Origin of the sequence: Microcoleus sp. POL10_C6 (genome assembly GCF_036701585.1) — a bacterium.
GTDB lineage: Bacteria > Cyanobacteriota > Cyanobacteriia > Cyanobacteriales > Microcoleaceae > Microcoleus.
This window is the reverse complement of record NZ_JAUBRB010000051.1, coordinates 13,868-29,343: the sequence shown is the minus strand read 5'-3', so window position 1 is coordinate 29,343 and position 15,476 is coordinate 13,868. Positions and strand designations below refer to the sequence as shown.

Annotated in this window: 13 protein-coding genes; 4 read left to right on the top strand and 9 right to left on the bottom strand. The window is 46.5% G+C overall.

What is annotated here, in order from left to right; genetic code table 11:
* Positions 1-14 precede the first annotated feature (14 nt).
* From QUA34_RS23355 to QUA34_RS23345, 3 genes are all read right to left on the bottom strand, one after another.
* Positions 15-725, bottom strand: coding sequence for a mechanosensitive ion channel family protein (locus tag QUA34_RS23355; protein ID WP_333389422.1), 711 nt, complete (start codon positions 723-725; stop codon positions 15-17).
* A gap of 57 nt (positions 726-782) precedes the next feature.
* Complete coding sequence (locus QUA34_RS23350; protein ID WP_333389413.1) at positions 783-962, bottom strand: mechanosensitive ion channel family protein; 180 nt, start codon at positions 960-962, stop codon at positions 783-785.
* A gap of 457 nt (positions 963-1,419) precedes the next feature.
* Entirely contained in the window at positions 1,420-2,055 is a 636-nt protein-coding gene (locus QUA34_RS23345) for a hypothetical protein (protein ID WP_333389411.1), read from the bottom strand.
* Positions 2,056-2,184: 129 nt separating this feature from the next.
* On the opposite strand from QUA34_RS23345, the gene QUA34_RS23340 reads away from it, so the two are divergent.
* Together QUA34_RS23340 and QUA34_RS23335 are read left to right on the top strand one after the other, a co-directional pair.
* Entirely contained in the window at positions 2,185-3,210 is a 1,026-nt protein-coding gene (locus tag QUA34_RS23340) for a YihY/virulence factor BrkB family protein (RefSeq protein ID WP_333389410.1), read from the top strand.
* 238 nt (positions 3,211-3,448) lie between these two features.
* The gene (locus tag QUA34_RS23335) at positions 3,449-4,111 is read left to right on the top strand and encodes a hypothetical protein (protein ID WP_333389408.1); all 663 of its coding nucleotides are present in this window, start codon (positions 3,449-3,451) and stop codon (positions 4,109-4,111) included.
* A gap of 188 nt (positions 4,112-4,299) precedes the next feature.
* Here the strand turns inward: QUA34_RS23335 and QUA34_RS23330 are convergent, their stop codons facing one another.
* Complete coding sequence (locus tag QUA34_RS23330; protein WP_333389407.1) at positions 4,300-4,530, bottom strand: hypothetical protein; 231 nt, start codon at positions 4,528-4,530, stop codon at positions 4,300-4,302.
* 207 nt (positions 4,531-4,737) lie between these two features.
* Here QUA34_RS23330 and QUA34_RS23325 point away from each other — a divergent pair, with 207 nt between their 5' ends.
* Complete coding sequence (locus QUA34_RS23325; protein ID WP_332979594.1) at positions 4,738-4,914, top strand: ribbon-helix-helix domain-containing protein; 177 nt, start codon at positions 4,738-4,740, stop codon at positions 4,912-4,914.
* Between the two features lie 127 nt (positions 4,915-5,041).
* Here the strand turns inward: QUA34_RS23325 and clpB are convergent, their stop codons facing one another.
* A complete protein-coding gene (gene clpB / locus QUA34_RS23320) occupies positions 5,042-7,657 on the bottom strand; it encodes an ATP-dependent chaperone ClpB (RefSeq protein ID WP_333389405.1) in 2,616 nt (871 codons plus the stop codon).
* Positions 7,658-8,199: 542 nt separating this feature from the next.
* On the opposite strand from clpB, the gene QUA34_RS23315 reads away from it, so the two are divergent.
* A complete protein-coding gene (locus QUA34_RS23315; protein ID WP_333389403.1) occupies positions 8,200-8,892 on the top strand; it encodes a DUF2259 domain-containing protein in 693 nt (230 codons plus the stop codon).
* Between the two features lie 612 nt (positions 8,893-9,504).
* On the opposite strand, the gene QUA34_RS23310 is transcribed toward QUA34_RS23315, so the two are convergent.
* The 4 genes from QUA34_RS23310 to QUA34_RS23295 all read right to left on the bottom strand — a co-directional run bounded on the left by QUA34_RS23310 (position 9,505) and on the right by QUA34_RS23295 (position 15,467).
* Positions 9,505-11,208 (bottom strand): calcium-binding protein, encoded by a 1,704-nt coding sequence (locus QUA34_RS23310; RefSeq protein WP_333389401.1) that lies wholly within the window; start codon positions 11,206-11,208, stop codon positions 9,505-9,507.
* A 460-nt stretch (positions 11,209-11,668) separates the two neighbouring features.
* Positions 11,669-13,384: an ATP-binding protein gene (locus tag QUA34_RS23305; RefSeq protein WP_333389398.1), complete on the bottom strand. Its 1,716-nt coding sequence runs from the start codon at positions 13,382-13,384 to the stop codon at positions 11,669-11,671.
* Positions 13,385-13,841: 457 nt separating this feature from the next.
* Positions 13,842-14,363 (bottom strand): hypothetical protein, encoded by a 522-nt coding sequence (locus QUA34_RS23300; RefSeq protein ID WP_333321817.1) that lies wholly within the window; start codon positions 14,361-14,363, stop codon positions 13,842-13,844.
* 531 nt (positions 14,364-14,894) lie between these two features.
* A complete protein-coding gene (locus QUA34_RS23295; RefSeq protein WP_333389396.1) occupies positions 14,895-15,467 on the bottom strand; it encodes a thermonuclease family protein in 573 nt (190 codons plus the stop codon).
* Positions 15,468-15,476: the final 9 nt, after the last annotated feature.

The following is a 15,476-nucleotide window of genomic DNA, read 5'->3' as shown; positions in this document are numbered from 1 at the left end:
GAATTGTGACGCGCTTAAGATTGTCCATTGTCGTCAATTTGCGATCGCCCTTGGGTCAGTTTTCGCACAGAGCCACTAATACGACGAGGTTTCGGAACTTTACGTTTGTCTGCAGGCCATCCTTCACGCTGCTGGGAGCGATCGCCATCTATCTCTTCGGTTCGATCGTGGAACAAGATGTTCTGCGTAGGATAAGGCAAATCGAGGCCGTTTTCCACATATAGCTTTTTTTTAATAGCACAAATTACCTTGTCGCGCGATCGCAGATCGTCAATTCGGCGCGGCGGAGCAATCCACCACCGAACGCGGATATTGACCGTACTTTCTCCTAGATCCATCGCCAGTACATCGGGTGCAGGAGCTTTCAAAACCTCCTTCAGGCTGTGGAGTGCTTCCAGGATTAACTGCTTGGCCTGGTCAATATCGTCGCCGTAACCAATACTAATATCGTATTCCATGCGGCGTTTATCGAAAGCAGTATTCACTGTCACCGAATTCGTAAACAATTCGGCATTTGGAATGACAATCCGCCGACCATCATAGGTTTGGATTGTTGTAGCGCGGGTCTCAATATTTTCTACCGTTCCCTCAAAGTTTTTAAACACAATTTGGTCATCGATTCGGAACGGTTCCGTCAACAGAATTAGGATACCGGCTAAGAAGTTTTGCAAGATATCGCGAAATGCAAAACCAATCGCCACCCCGCTAATTCCCAGCAGTTGCACCAAATCGCCAGCTTTTAATGTAGGAATTACAATCGAAAGAGAAATAAATAGACCAACTCAAACGATCACACTCTGGGCTAACCGTCCTAACACCAGCCCCAAATTTCGAGCTTGGTGGTGGTGGCGGGTAAGTCGCCTGACCACTCTCTTAATTTGCCTCCCCACAAAGTAAAAAATTGCAAAGACAATTAAGGCCAGCACAATATTAGGCAGCATGATCATAAAGCTGTCGATCATGCTCTGAATCTTTTTCCAGACTATAGATATCTCTGCCTTCATGAAGTTTCCTCGCGCATCAGTCGTTGTCGATAGTAGTAAAATTTAGCTCGATTAAGTTCTATCTAAAGACTGTAGGTTGGTACGACGCGAGGAAGATTTTTTGGCAGTCCTCAAAATTTTGAATGCAGATTATAGGTTGGGATATAGTACAGTTACATCGATTAGTATATTATCCGTAGATGCGGAATAATATCCACTCAGCCCTTCATCGGAATTATTCATCTCTCTTCCCTTCGTCTGTATCCTCTGCGTCCTCTGTGGTTTAATCATTCCGATAGAACCGGCATTGAATATCATCAAGAAGCTGAGAAATTAATGCCGCTTAATTGCAGGAAAAGCAAAAACAACACATCGGTAACTAAATCCCACCTGCTAAGGGGAGTCGCCATGCCGACAATTCCTTAATTTGTAACTCCTAATTCCCAAAGGGCGGTAAATCGAGTAACTGATTTTTAGAAGGTGGAAGTTGGGCGGGATTTTTGCCTGTTTGGGCGGAAGTTTGGCGGATTTCTATCGCAGTTTCGCCAGGATTTGCAGTGCGAGTAGGTACTATTTCTAAAGAATATACTGTCTCGGTTTTTGCAGGGGCAGGATTTTGGGCTTTGGTGAGCAAGTCAACGGCATCTCCGAGGGCGCTAGTTAAATTTTTGCTAGTTTCGGCGTGACGGGCTTCTTCTTGTTTGAGGGCTTGAGTGAGTTGTTTAACTTGTTCGATCGCCCGATCGCGCTCTTCGAGAACTTCTGCTAACTTAGCTTTAAGTTCGCCTACTGTTTGCAGTTGTTCGACTTCCTGCTGGCGAGCAACTCCAGCATCGTCGCCTTCGGGCATAATGGGGGAAAAATTTTGTAATTGCTGTATTTGTGCTTCCAGAGAAGCGATGCTTTGCTGAGTTAATTTAGCATCATTCCGCCGCTGTTCGGCTTCGGTATTGTAGAGTTGGCGCCACTGGGCCGCACTTTCACCGGCCTCATCGCGATCGCGCGAAACTTCTGTTAACTGCTGTTGCAGCCGCTTGATTTCATCTAACCACTGTCTGACATCCTGAGCCATAATATTGATTTTAGATTTTAGATTTTAGATTTTAGATTGGGGAATTGGGAATTGGCAATTGCGAGTTGATAATGGCTTAATTAATTAACGACTTGTGTACCTCATCTTTCGCCCCGTTGCCTGTGCGCTATGAACATTTTTTACTGGTTGCGCTACCTGATTTTAGCTTTGTTTAAGGCATTTTTGAGGCTGCTTCGAGCTCTCAAACGGAAATTTTGGGGTTTTTGGCTGTTTTGTCGGTGTTTGACTTGGGGCACGCTCAAGGAAGTCGGGGCGAAGGCGGGAGAGCAGCGTTTGCCGGGGCTATCTGCGGAAATGGCCTACAATTCTATGCTGGCGCTGTTTCCGGGGCTGTTGGCTATCTTATCTGCGATCGCTCTGTTTGAACCTTTGCAGTCAACACTTTATCAAATCGCCCGTCTTTTGGGCGAAGTTATACCCGATGACGTGCGGAATTTGATTGGTGGCTTAATCAAAGAAATTCTGCTAACTCGCAGTAAAGGGCTGTTTTCGGTGAGCTTTCTTGGGGCGATTTGGGCATTTTCTGGAGTAATGAGCGCGGCGATGGCTGCACTCGATCGCATCCATGAAATCCCTAGCGATCGAACTCGACCATTTTGGAAAGCAAAACTTATTTCTTTGGCGCTGAGTATCGGCACAATTGTGCTGTTAATTCTAGCATCGGGAGTAGTCTTTGTCAGCGACTTAATTGTACAAGCTATTGCCCGCCAGAGTTGCCTGCTGGAGTCCGTCGCCAATTGCGATTTAAAAGATGTTCAAAATTGCTTGCTACTCGCCAGCACTTGCCCTTTGGAGTCGCAACTGTTAGGTGTTTGGCGGCTGTGGCGGTGGCCGATTTCTTTGGGAATTGTATCACTGGCTTTTGCCTTTATTTACCGCTACGGGCCTAGCCGCCGCCAACAAGACATTCCTCTTGTGTCAGGAGCTGTTTTTGCTGCTATTTTGTGGGCGCTATTTTCAGCTTTATTTCGGTTTTATGTTTTGCATGTGGGCAATTTTAGTTGGGCTTACGGCACAATCGGAAGTTTTATTGTGTTGCTGCTGTGGCTGGATATTTCTTCTTTGGTGATGCTGATCGGCGCTCAGTTGAATGTGACAGTGGGAAAGGCAATGAAACAATCAAAATCAAAATAATTTGTTAAACTTTAATTGTTAATTCTTATTTGTTATTTGCCGGATGCCGGCTTACCTGCGGAGTAAAGTGCTGAGGATACCCGCAACAAAAGACAACAAAATCAGTATCCAGATAACACCACCGGGAATGAATGTCAATATTCCAACACCTCTGAGAATCCAAACTAGGAGGGTGAGGCCCAGGATAGTCAAAAAGATGCGGGTAGATAGTCGCATTTGAAATCTAGGAGAATTAGTCATGTTGAATGTTAAAGTTTTGTCTGGATCAATGATAGCTGTTTTATTGGCGATCGGCAGTTACCTCACCTTAATTTCGGTTCCGGGTTCCGCTGTTGCGCCAGGGGGTGCAAATAAGCTGGGAGAAGTGGCAAATGCTGCTCAAAAAACACCTTCTGCAAGTTTAACGATTTCCGATCGCACAATTGGAGCGGCGAAGGTGGGGATGACTTTAGGACAATTGAAAAAGGCTCTCGGTTCCACAGCACAGTTTAAAGTAGAGTCTCCTTTTATGGTAGACTTTGATTCTGTGGCAGTTAGTCGATCAGGAAAAGTGCAATATCGCATTATCTACGCTGCGGGTACAAAGCTAAAAGATACCGATATCATTGAACTTTTGATGACTGAGAATTCTAATTATAAAACAGTTCAGGGCGTCGGGCCGGGAATGACTCTGAAACAAGCCGAGGCAATTTACGGCAAAGCGACTTTATCTTATAACGTGGATAATGAAATGAGAGAAGGGGTTGTATTTGCCAAGCAACCAACTAGAAACATTATGTTTGTTCCCAAGGCTGAAGGGAAACAATTTGCGGGAGTTTATGGCGCTGGTAAAGGGGGATTTTATCAGACTAATAAGTATCAGCCAAATGCTGTGATTCGCTCTGTGATGGTGCGGCAGTAAGTTAGTAGAGACATCCCAACAGATAACTCGGCGATTGAAATCGCTTCTACAGAAACTATCGTCCCAGCAGAGGGGGACTTAAGAAAGGAAAGACGATCGCACTTATCAAAAAAAGTACGCGCGTGCGAAGCTATCCCGTAGGGAATCGCCAATGTTTAGTTAACTGAAACCGCCGCGAAAATTACCATTTATAACGCGGTGGTGACGGAATTGGAAGGGTGGCAGGTCGCGGATAAACGGTGACTGTCCCCACTGCGATCGAACACAACCTCAAACTTAACGTGAGGTATAGTTTGTCGCAAAAACTGAAAATGCCCGTCTGCATCTGAAGGACTGCGGAAGCGGGCAACAATAATCCATTGCTCAGAGGGTAACAAACGGGCGATCGCCCAACAGCACAAGCGTTCTTTGTACGTCATAATAGAATCCGTCTCCATTGAATGTTGGAGCCAGAGCCAGCCCGGAACCTTCCACAGTAAGGGGCTGGCTTTTGACTGTTTACAGGTAGCATTATAACACATAATGACGTACAATAACCTTAAATGACTTAAAATGAAATATTTTTATCGGTCTTAACTCAAAACAGCGTAAGATGGACTGTGTTGAGATGTTTTGCAGTACAACGAATGGCTTCACGGGGACGAGTTACCGCATACTTGCCAGAAGAGATTCAAAAAGCTCTCGAAGAATGGGCAGAAGAAGACAGCAGATCCGTTAGCAGTTTGGCAACGTACCTGCTGACGAAATCTGTTCGAGAACGCCAAGAGTTGAAAAAAGATAAATCAGAAAGCGATCGCCCTTAAGAACGATCGCCCGCAATCCGATCCGCGTCCATCCGCGTCCATCCGCGTCCATCCGCCTACATCTGCGGTAAAAAAAAGAACCACCGCCTCAAAAAAATAAGGTGGGCCGCAGCCCACCCTACTCAAATTATTTCGCAGTCACCAACTGTGCCGGCAGCCGCTTAAACGCCAACCTTTCATTCTCGATATCCACAAAAATGGTATCGCCGTCAGCAAAATCTCCCCGCAAAATACCCTTCGCCATTTGCGTTTCCAACTCGCGTTGAATTCCCCGCTTCAATGGCCGCGCACCGTAAACCGGATCGTAACCAATTTCTGCTAAGAAGTCTATCGCAGATTCCGACAATTTCAGAGACATCTTGCGATCGGCTAACCGTTTTTCCAACCGCTTCACTTGCAACAGCACAATCTGCCGCAGTTCGGTCTTACTCAAACCGTGGAAGATAATCATCTCATCAATCCGGTTCAAGAATTCCGGGCGGAAAGTTCCCCGCATCGCTTCCATTACCCGACTCCGCATTTGTTCGTTATCTCCCGCCACATCTAAAATGTATTGAGAGCCGACATTCGATGTCATAATAATCACAGAATTCTTAAAGTCTACCGTGTGACCTTGAGCATCAGTAACGCGGCCGTCATCCAGAATTTGCAGCATGATGTTGAATACATCCGGGTGCGCTTTCTCGATTTCATCGAATAGAATCACTGAGTAAGGACGGCGGCGCACAGCCTCAGTTAATTGTCCACCCTCATCGTAGCCAACGTATCCCGGAGGCGCACCAATTAACCGCGAAACTGCGTGTTTCTCCATGTATTCCGACATATCAATTCGCACGATCGCTTCTTCCGTGTCGAACAGATAAGCCGCTAATGCTTTGGCTAACTCGGTTTTACCAACACCCGTGGGGCCGAGGAAGATAAAACTCGCAACCGGACGATTTGGGTCGGCTAAACCTGCGCGCGATCGCTGAATTGCATCTGCAACCGCAGTCACTGCTTCATCCTGTCCAATTACCCGCTTGTGCAGTTCATCTTCCAAGTGCAGAAGTTTCTGCATTTCCGATTCAACCAACTTGCTAATCGGAATTCCCGTCCACTTGGAAATAATCTCCGCAATGTCACCTTCCGTGACTTCTTCCCGCAGCAAAGTTTTACCTGTGGTTTGAGTTGCTGAAAGTTGAGATTCAGCTTCTTGCAGTTGTTTTTGTAATTCGGTTAACTTGCTATATTTCAACTCAGCAGCACGGTTCAGGTCATATTTTAATTCAGCCTGCTGAATTTCAATATTCACCTTATCAATCTGTTCTTTAATCTTTTGAATGCTGCCGATCACACCTTTTTCCGATTGCCACTGGGCATTCAAAGCGCTTTGCTGTTCCTTGAGGTTCGCTAAGTCTTTTTCCAGTCTTTCCAAGCGTTCGATAGAAGCCGCATTGCTTTCTTTTTGCAGCGACAGTCTTTCCATTTCTAGCTGCAAAATCCGGCGATCGATTTCGTCGAGTTCTTCCGGCTTGGAGGTAATCTCCATTTTGAGTTTAGCTGCTGCTTCGTCCACTAAATCAATGGCTTTGTCGGGGAGGAAGCGATCGCTTATATATCGAGTAGACAAAGTAGCCGCCGCCACTAGGGCGCTGTCAGAAATTTTAACGCCGTGGTGAACTTCGTACCGTTCTTTCAATCCCCGCAAAATCGAGACAGTATCTTCAACAGTGGGTTGGTCAACATAAACTTGTTGAAAACGGCGTTCTAGTGCCGCATCTTTTTCGAGGTACTTGCGGTATTCGTCGAGAGTTGTTGCACCGATACAGCGCAATTCTCCCCTCGCTAACATGGGTTTAAGTAAGTTGCCGGCATCCATCGATCCTTGAGTTGCGCCGGCCCCGACAACGGTGTGAATTTCATCGATAAATAAGATGACTTTGCCGTTGCTGTCCATCACTTCTTTGAGCACCGCTTTCAAGCGTTCTTCAAATTCCCCCCGGAATTTTGCCCCTGCAATTAATGCGCCCATATCTAAGCTAATTAATTGTCTGTCTTTGAGAGATTGCGGCACATCTCCGGTGATAATTCGCTGGGCGAGTCCTTCGGCGATCGCAGTTTTGCCGACTCCCGGTTCCCCAATCAATACCGGATTATTTTTGGTACGACGGCTCAAAATTTGAATCGTGCGGCGGATTTCGTCATCCCGTCCGATTACCGGATCGAGTTTGCCTTGACGCGCTGCTTCTGTCAAATCTCTGCCGTATTTTTCCAGCGCTTCGTATTTGCCTTCTGGATTTTGATCGGTCACTTTGTTCTTCCCCCGGACTTGGGTAATGATATCTTTAAGCTTGGCTTCATCTAGTTTAAATTCTTGTAGTAGATTTTTGCCAAAACGATCGTCCTTAACGTAACCTAGTATCAAATGCTCGATCGAAATAAATTCATCGCCGTAGTCTTTGCGATAAGTTTCGGCGCGATCGAGCAAAGTGTCGAGAGAACGACCTAGATAAACGTTGCCGCCGCTTCCAGTAATTTTGGGCTGACGACTGATAAACTCATCAGTGCGATCGCGCAATTTTGCTACAGAAACTCCCGCTTTGTTAAATAAGCTGCTAGCAAGTCCCGATTCTTGTTCCAGCAAAGCTTTCATCAAGTGTTCGCTTTCTAGCTGCTGCTGCTGGGCTGCTTTGACAATTTCGGGGGTGCGGGCGAGGGCTTCCCAGGCTTTTTCGGTAAATTGGTTTGGATTATTCGGTTGCATAAATTTTAATTCCCTGCATTAAAAATGATGGCTGCTGTAGAGGCAATTGCTCGATCGCCCATACAATTGTCATTGTAGGGAGTTGCAGACGGGGGGCGGATCGGTGTTCCCCTATCTTGAGATAGGTATTTCCGTCCTGTGTAGCAGTCTCTCGCAAGGAAAAGCAAACTTTCGCACCTAAAAGTTGGGCTCTTGGATCAGACTGAGATGTTGCACCATTGTCAATAAGCTTTTTATGAACAGGCAAGATGCCTGTTCCCCAAGAAGAAAATTCACTCTTTGTGGAACAGGCATCTTGCCTGTTCTTGAGAATAGTGCAAGATGTGAGATAAGACCAAATCTCACATTAAAAATGCTTTCTAGTGCCACTTGAAAAAACGGCACATTCTTAAACAGTCTCCTGCTGCGGAAAATGGAGAAACACTCATGTAAATAGGAGAGAGGACTTGAGAAGCGTCACAGTCCTATAGCGAAACCCGAAGCGTTATTGTTTTACTCATCAATAACAGCCGCTATAACTCTCACACCTGGAAAATATAGCTATGAAAATTGTACGTTTAATTTCGTTAGGTATTATAGCAAGTTCCGCGATCGCACTAGCCCCTGAAGCTTTGGCAAGTACCTGGCGTGCCGCACACCGGATGTCTGGCTTTTCCGCCGACAGCAATTACTACTTGTATCTAGAAAGTTCCAGAGATACTGGAGCGGGAATTCCCAAAGCCGAATTGCAAATTGTCCAAGTTGCTGCAAATTCCTGCATCAAAAATGGGTGTATCGAAACTAAATATGGCGAGCCTGACTCCAATAAAAGCACTAAAATGGCAGAAGATGACTTGCTTAAAAAAAGTTGGAATAGCAGGCAAACTTTGAAGTTAACTCCTCCTCAAGCTGGAACTAAACTGAACATTATTTCTCGTACTCCCGGAGCCAATGGAAGCGAGACCGTCGCCGTCAAAGTCAATACAGCAAAGCCGTTACAAATTCGCCTGGAACAGCGGCAAAAAAATGCTTCGGCTGGCAGAGAAAGCGCGGCCATGCGTCTTGTAATTAATCATAACGGTCGGCAGCGTGTCCTCGGAACGCTGAACAATTTTCAAGATTGGGTGTTCTCTTATTCAATCCGAGAAGTTCGTTTGTCTCCGAACGGGCGCAATGTCGTTGTCCTGCTGGACAAGACAGAACGCACTTTTGAAGGAGTCTTGAAAACTACTGTTGTACAAGGCTTTGTTCTTTAGGCTTGCTATATTCCCAGGTTTTGACCTGGGAATTATCAAAACTTACGCAGAACCCCTATATTTAAGGTGCACACGGCGCACCTACAGATAGAGTCTGTGCGTCAGTCCGGGTCGGGTTGTTAATTATTCTTTATTGTGATAATTGATATCAAACCCGGCTGCGCCGGAAGGATATCAAATCCGCGTTTCCTCGTCGGGCGTAAAGTCGAATCAAGCTGCCAACAAATAATTCGCGCAGTTTTCATTTTTTTGACTCACAGTCAACAGTCAACAGTCAACAGTCAACAGTCAACAGTCAACAGTCAACAATATTTCAAAAACTGTTCGATTACACGCTCCAACGACGGTAAAAGGGGCGGCGGAGGTTCGGACAAGACAGATTGGCGGGGTTGTTGCCGATCGCAGAGACTGTTTCTCGATCGGCAACAACCATTTTTGGGCTTCTCAGAAAAATTGAACTTTGCTCAGTTCGCTGTTGCTTTCTTGTGAATTAGCGGTAAAAGTAGGTTACAAAACTGCAATAATTGTGCCTATTAATGCCAAAGATTGTTTGCCAATTTTAATCATGTTCCCTGAGTAAAAGTGATTTCACAAATGACCGCTTTACTATCTCTATACCGAGATAAAATCTTCAGAACCGATGAGATTGGGAGCAACACCTATCAAAGAAGCTAAAACTTCACCGCTGCTGGTTACTGTAATTAATGTGCCGTCAGTTCCCGGCGAAATTGATAGTTGTCCGAAGGTCAAGCCATTGATTAATTGCACGGTATCTTGAGAGTTGGCGAAATCAGCGATCGTATCAACTCCCAATCCGACACCTAAAACAAAGACATCGTTGCCCCCGCCGCCGAGTAGAATATCGTTTCCTAAACCGCCGTTGAGGGTGTCAAAACCTTTGCCACCATTCAGGACATCGCTGCCGTCGCCCCCGACAAGCATATCGTTGCCTCGTAAACCCATAAGTACGTCATTCCCTTCCACACCGTTGATGGTATCGTTGCCGCTGGTGCCAAACAGGATGTCGTTGTCGGGACTGCCGTTGATGCTGTTATCAGGAGGGTTGCCTGGAGTGCTGCCGGTGTCAGAAACAAAGACATCAAGGCGGCTATTGAAAGTAAAGTTAGTATCCCCCGGTACGAGGTTACTAGCCTCAGATGAAAACGCTACTCTCTGCCCATCTGCAGAGATGGAGGGCTCAAAAGACCCGTTGTTCCCCTGATTACCGGCTGAGTCAACTGAGACGCGGGTGGTGGTATTTGTCAACAAGTCCCGCACGAAGATGTCGTGGCTATTGTTACTATCCCCCGGCACGAGGTTGGAGGCATTAGAAGAAAACGCCACAAACCTCCCGTTGGCTGAGACGGAGGGGCTGAAGACGGAGGAATCGTTCGCCTGATTGCCGGCTGAGTCAACAGAGACGCGAGTGGTGGTATTGGCTAGCGTGTCCCGCACGAAGATGTCGTGTCTATTGTTAGTATCCCCCGGCACGAGGTTGGTAGCATTAGAAGAAAATGCCACCAACCGCCCGTCGGCTGAGATGGAGGGTTCGCCGAACCCATTATTCCCCTGATTACCTGCTGAGCCAACAGAAACGCGGGTGGTGGTATTCGTCAACAAATCCCGCACGAAGATGTCGGTGTTATTGTTAGTGTCCCCCGGTACGAGGTTTGTGGCCTCAGACCTAAATGCCACAAACCGCCCGTTGGCTGAGATGGAGGGTTCGCCGGAATACTTGTTTCCCTGATTGCCTGCTGAGTCAACTGAGACGCGGGTGGTGGTATTCATCAACAAGTCTCGCACGAAGATGTCGCCGCTATTGTTAGTGTCCCCCGGCACGAGGTTTGTGGCATAAGAGAAAAATGCCACAAACCGCCCGTCGGCTGAGATGGAGGGGCTGGCGGAACGGCTGTTCCCCTGATTACCTGCTGAGTCAACAGAGACGTTGGTGGTAGTATTCGTCAACAAGTCCCGCACGAAGATGTCGTTTGCATTGTTAGTGTCCCCCGGTACGAGATTTGTGGCACCAGACTCAAACGCCACAAACCGCCCGTCGGCTGAGACGGAGGAGCTGAAGGAAAAGCCGTTTCCCTGATTGCCTGCTGAGTCAACTGAGACACTGGTCGTGGTATTGGCTAACGTGTCACGCACAAAGACATCAGTACTAGCGTTAGTGTCCCCCGGCACGAGGTTAGATGCTGGAGATTCAAACGCCACAAACCGCCCGTCGGACGAAATAGAAGGATCGGAGGTTACCGATGGATTTTGATTGGCCTGATTGCCTGCTGAGTCAACTGAGACGCGAGTAATATTCATAAGCCCTGATATTTCAATAGTCCGAACTGTTTTTATTTCGTAGTCAGAAACCTTGGATTTTTCGTTGATAGCTCGATCGCCTTGGAGTCTTGAAACCCTTATTCTACGGTTGGTAATCAAAAACTGTCCCAAGTATTGATATTTAAGAGTACAACTTTGGAGATGGGTTTTGCGATCGCACGGCAATTGGGGCTATTTACACTTTATGCCCTAACCGCCTTGGCGGTTGCTATATCAATAGATTTTAAAATTTCCCTCTTCCTTCCTTCCTCGCTCTTTCTTTGTCCTTGAATATCTGCCTCCTGACTATTGACGAATGCTCAATAATTAATCCGTGTATCCGTGTCAAAATCCCTATCTTGCCTGACCGAAAGCATCCAGGATACAAGCCCCCGAATTTATCCGTGGGGTCAATCCTTCAATCTAAAATCTAAAATCTAAAATCTAAAATCGATTGACTTCATGCCTGCATTACCACCCGTTCCGGGAGACTGACAATAAAAGTTGAACCTTTACCGTCTTCGCTTTCAACGCTAATTTCGCCACCGAGAATTTGACACAAACGCTGGCTAATTGTCAATCCCAAACCTGTGCCTCCATACTTGCGGGTAGTCGAAGCATCAGCTTGGGTAAAAGGTTTAAATATCTGCTCTAATTGCTCGTTTGTCATGCCGATGCCGGTGTCGCTGACTCGAAACATTAAAACTTGAGAAGTGTAGCTTGAACCCGATTGAATATCATTATTTTTATTTGGTTTCGTCGGTCTTGATTTTTCAATTTTAATTCTTTCCACGCCGATAGTAATGACGCCTTTTTCGGTAAATTTGGCAGCATTGCTGAGCAAATTAAGGAGAATTTGCCGCACTTTCGGTTGATCGGCGTACATTGTGCCGAGTTCGCCTTTTGTTTTTAGTGCTAAAGCATTGCCTTTTTTTTCTACTAGCGGTTGAGCCGTAGTCATCACTTCTTCAATCATGGTCGCCACGTCGAAGTTTTCCAAATAAAGGGTGACGTGACCGGCTTCTATTTTGGAAATGTCGAGGATGTCGCTGATCATATCCAGCAGGTGTTTGCCTGCGGTTTGAATTTTTTCTAAGTCCGGGAGAAAGTCTTCTGAACCGGAATCTTGAGCATCTTCTTGCAGCATTTCGCTGTAGTTAATGATGGCGTTGAGGGGGGTGCGTAGTTCGTGGCTCATGTTGGCGAGAAATGCACTTTTCGAGCGGTTAGCAGCTTCGGCGGCTACTTTTGCTTCGTGCAATTCTTCTGTGTATTCCGCTACTCTTTGGATTAGTTCGTTGAGGGAAATTGCTAGCATTCCCACTTCGTCGGAAGTAGTGACGGGTACTTGCAGGTCAAAGTTAGATTCTTCTGTCACTCGCTGAGCAATGAGGGTGGTGGCTTCTAGGGAGCGAGCGATCGCCCCGCTGGTGTATGCTGCTAGAATTGCTGCGATCGCACCTGATATCAAGAGAGAGCCAACGAGAATGAGAGTTCCGAGTTTTTCGGCATTTTCGTAGGTTCTCAATGCCTCGTCTGCTTTCTCGCGAAAGTTGACGGCCAGTTGGGCTGAATCCTCGGAAAACTGTTTGAGTTTCAAAGCAGTTTCGCCCGCCACAAAATTGTTCAAGTTCCGCCCGAAAGCCTGCTGCTGTTGCGGATTCAAAGCAGATAATTTCGCAGTAGCCAACAATTTTTGTACTTGTTGAAAGTATGATTCTACGGTTTTGCCGTTGACTTGAGCGAACTGTTGAAGCAGTTGGTAGTCTTTGGCAATATCGGCATTCTTCGTCGGCGGTAGGGTTTGCAGTTGTTCGAGGATGCCGCTCATCTGAGCAACGCGAGTCAGGAATTCCGATCGTTCCCGATCGAAAATTTGCGGTTTGGTCGTCAGACTCGCGAGCTCTTGCTGCTGAATTCTGACTTCCTGCACCGTGTTATTGAGGTTTGTCAGGATTTCCGCTTTATCTCGGTCGATCGCTAGTTTTTCTCTAACTTGCTGTTTGTGATAGGATTCTACTCCCCGTCCCGCCACAGCACCCAAAACGGCAATACCAATGACCAAGGCGTATCCGCAGCCGATTTTCTGCCTGATACCTAAGCGGCCCAACAGACTTTTCAACCCTATTTGAGGACGGTTCTGCAGTTGATTTTTCAAAGCTAAGGTTAAAGACATGGGCAATGTACTCGTCACCTTTGAGAGGCACCATCTATATTCTAATTGATGCCTGCATGAGGGTAAATAAAGTTCTGGCTTCAAGCCAGGTTTCGGCAGTTGTGGGGTCTTTGCAGGGTTCCACAGCTCGATCGGCTTGACAGTTTGGAGCAGTTATGCGTAACAAATTATAGCAGAAGGAAGAAGGCTCTTCGGCTGCCTTCGGCTACATTCCCTTCGGCGATGCGATCGGGCAAGTCGCGGTTCCTGAGCCAAGTCGAAGGGCAGGGCAAGTCGCTCAGAGTAAAAAAAGCAAGAAGTAAGAACCAGTCAAAGGCATGGTTTCACTAATTAAGAACCTACTCACCGTCTGGCGTGGTTGCGAGATAAGTTGCGAGTTATAAGTTGCAAGTTATGAGTTAGATTTCTGATTAAAAACTCTACTCTACTCGCAACCCACAACTCTATCGCTGTTCCCCTACTGGCAAAGTCGAAATTGTGCTATCTCAGCAGGAATTCTTGAAGCATTAGGTACGCTAGCAGAGGCAGGAACGAAGATTCCCAGGCCGTAACTGCAACCCTCTGCCGTCGTGCATTCCCCAGGCTTAGCAGTGATTTGATATTCGCCTTGGGAGGGGGGAGTAAAAGAGATTGACGCCAATTCGCCTGTTTTTTGACTCACAGCGACTTCCTGACCGCTTGCATCCTTGAGAGATAAGTTTAAATCCTGGCAATTTCCGTCGCAAGTGGCAACAAAAACATACTCCACATTAGGATGCAGCGTTGCTCTAAAAGGAGATGAAACTTGCTTGCGAACTTGGCCCAGCAACGGCACAAATACTAATTTTTGACCGTTGCTTTTCCGCTGGTCAACTTCTGTTTTCAAGCGACAAATAACCGTTTTTTCGTTTTCGGTCAGTTCTTGAGCAATCGCATTTCCTACAATTGCAGTACCGAGGATCAGGGCAAGGCCGGAAATAACCAGATGTTTGAAATTCATTGATGTCCCTTAAAGTTAATTTTGGGTGATTGCAATAGACCGCTTTTGTCAGCAGTCTATTAGTTTATCTGGAGCCTATCACATTTGTTGACTTTTCCGAAAAAACAGGTCGGAGAAAAGTGCGATCGAACTCATGTCTAGTTTGAGATGGATCTGGCGTCAGCTATCGCCGAAACTCCACAGATTGTAGACCGTAGGAGCAGAACCTCGTCCTGATTGTATTCTACTAAATTAGGACGCTCGGCATCGGTATCTAGAAACCCGCTTTCTGGGCCGATGCGGAGCAGCTAAACCTAAGATTTATAGTAGAGACGGGGTTTAACAAAACCTGAGTAAGTCCAAGACTGTAAATATCTGATACAGGTTCCCATATTCCACGCCAACAACATAATCCTGTCCCTGTCAATATACAAATCGGTTGAAACTTGTGGCAATACTAGACTAACAAAACTCCGAAGGCAAGAGTTAGCTCATACTCCTACCATTTTCCTTCTTTTTACCCGATCGCGAAGTCGAGCGGGTTTTTTCCAATCATTTATCACTGTTCCGAAATTTCCACGCGGGAACAAACTTAGAATCTCCCCAAACGCCGCGGCGATTTTTCTTAGCTTCGGCTTCCGCTTGTTCCAAAATACTTGCACTCGGACAGTTTTTCAAGTAAGGACGGTAAACCATTGCTAATCCTTCGCGGGTCAAAACTTCTTGGGCAAATGTACCATTTGGCAAGCGAACTTCGCTAACTTTGCGGCCGTAGCGGTCAGTATCCGTGACCATCAAAACAACGCGACCGCCTCCTTGTTTGACTAGCTGCTGCATTCTTTGGTGCGCTAGATTTCCCCACTTAAATTGATTTTTTTTTGCTGCTGCTTTGCTATTTTTCTCAGCATTTGTGTGCGCGACTTCCGGTGCATCTATGCAGGCAAAACGCACTTTTATATCTTTCCCGGCGTTATCGCTGGCGACGAGGGTGTCACCGTCGCTGACTCGCTTGACAGCATAGTTGTTGGGCGCTAACTTTTGTGGACACCCGAATAGTAACAATAGCAGAGCAACTGCACTTAAGGTTTTTATTTTGGGGAAAATGGCGATTTTAGGTTGGCTCATATTTCTGTG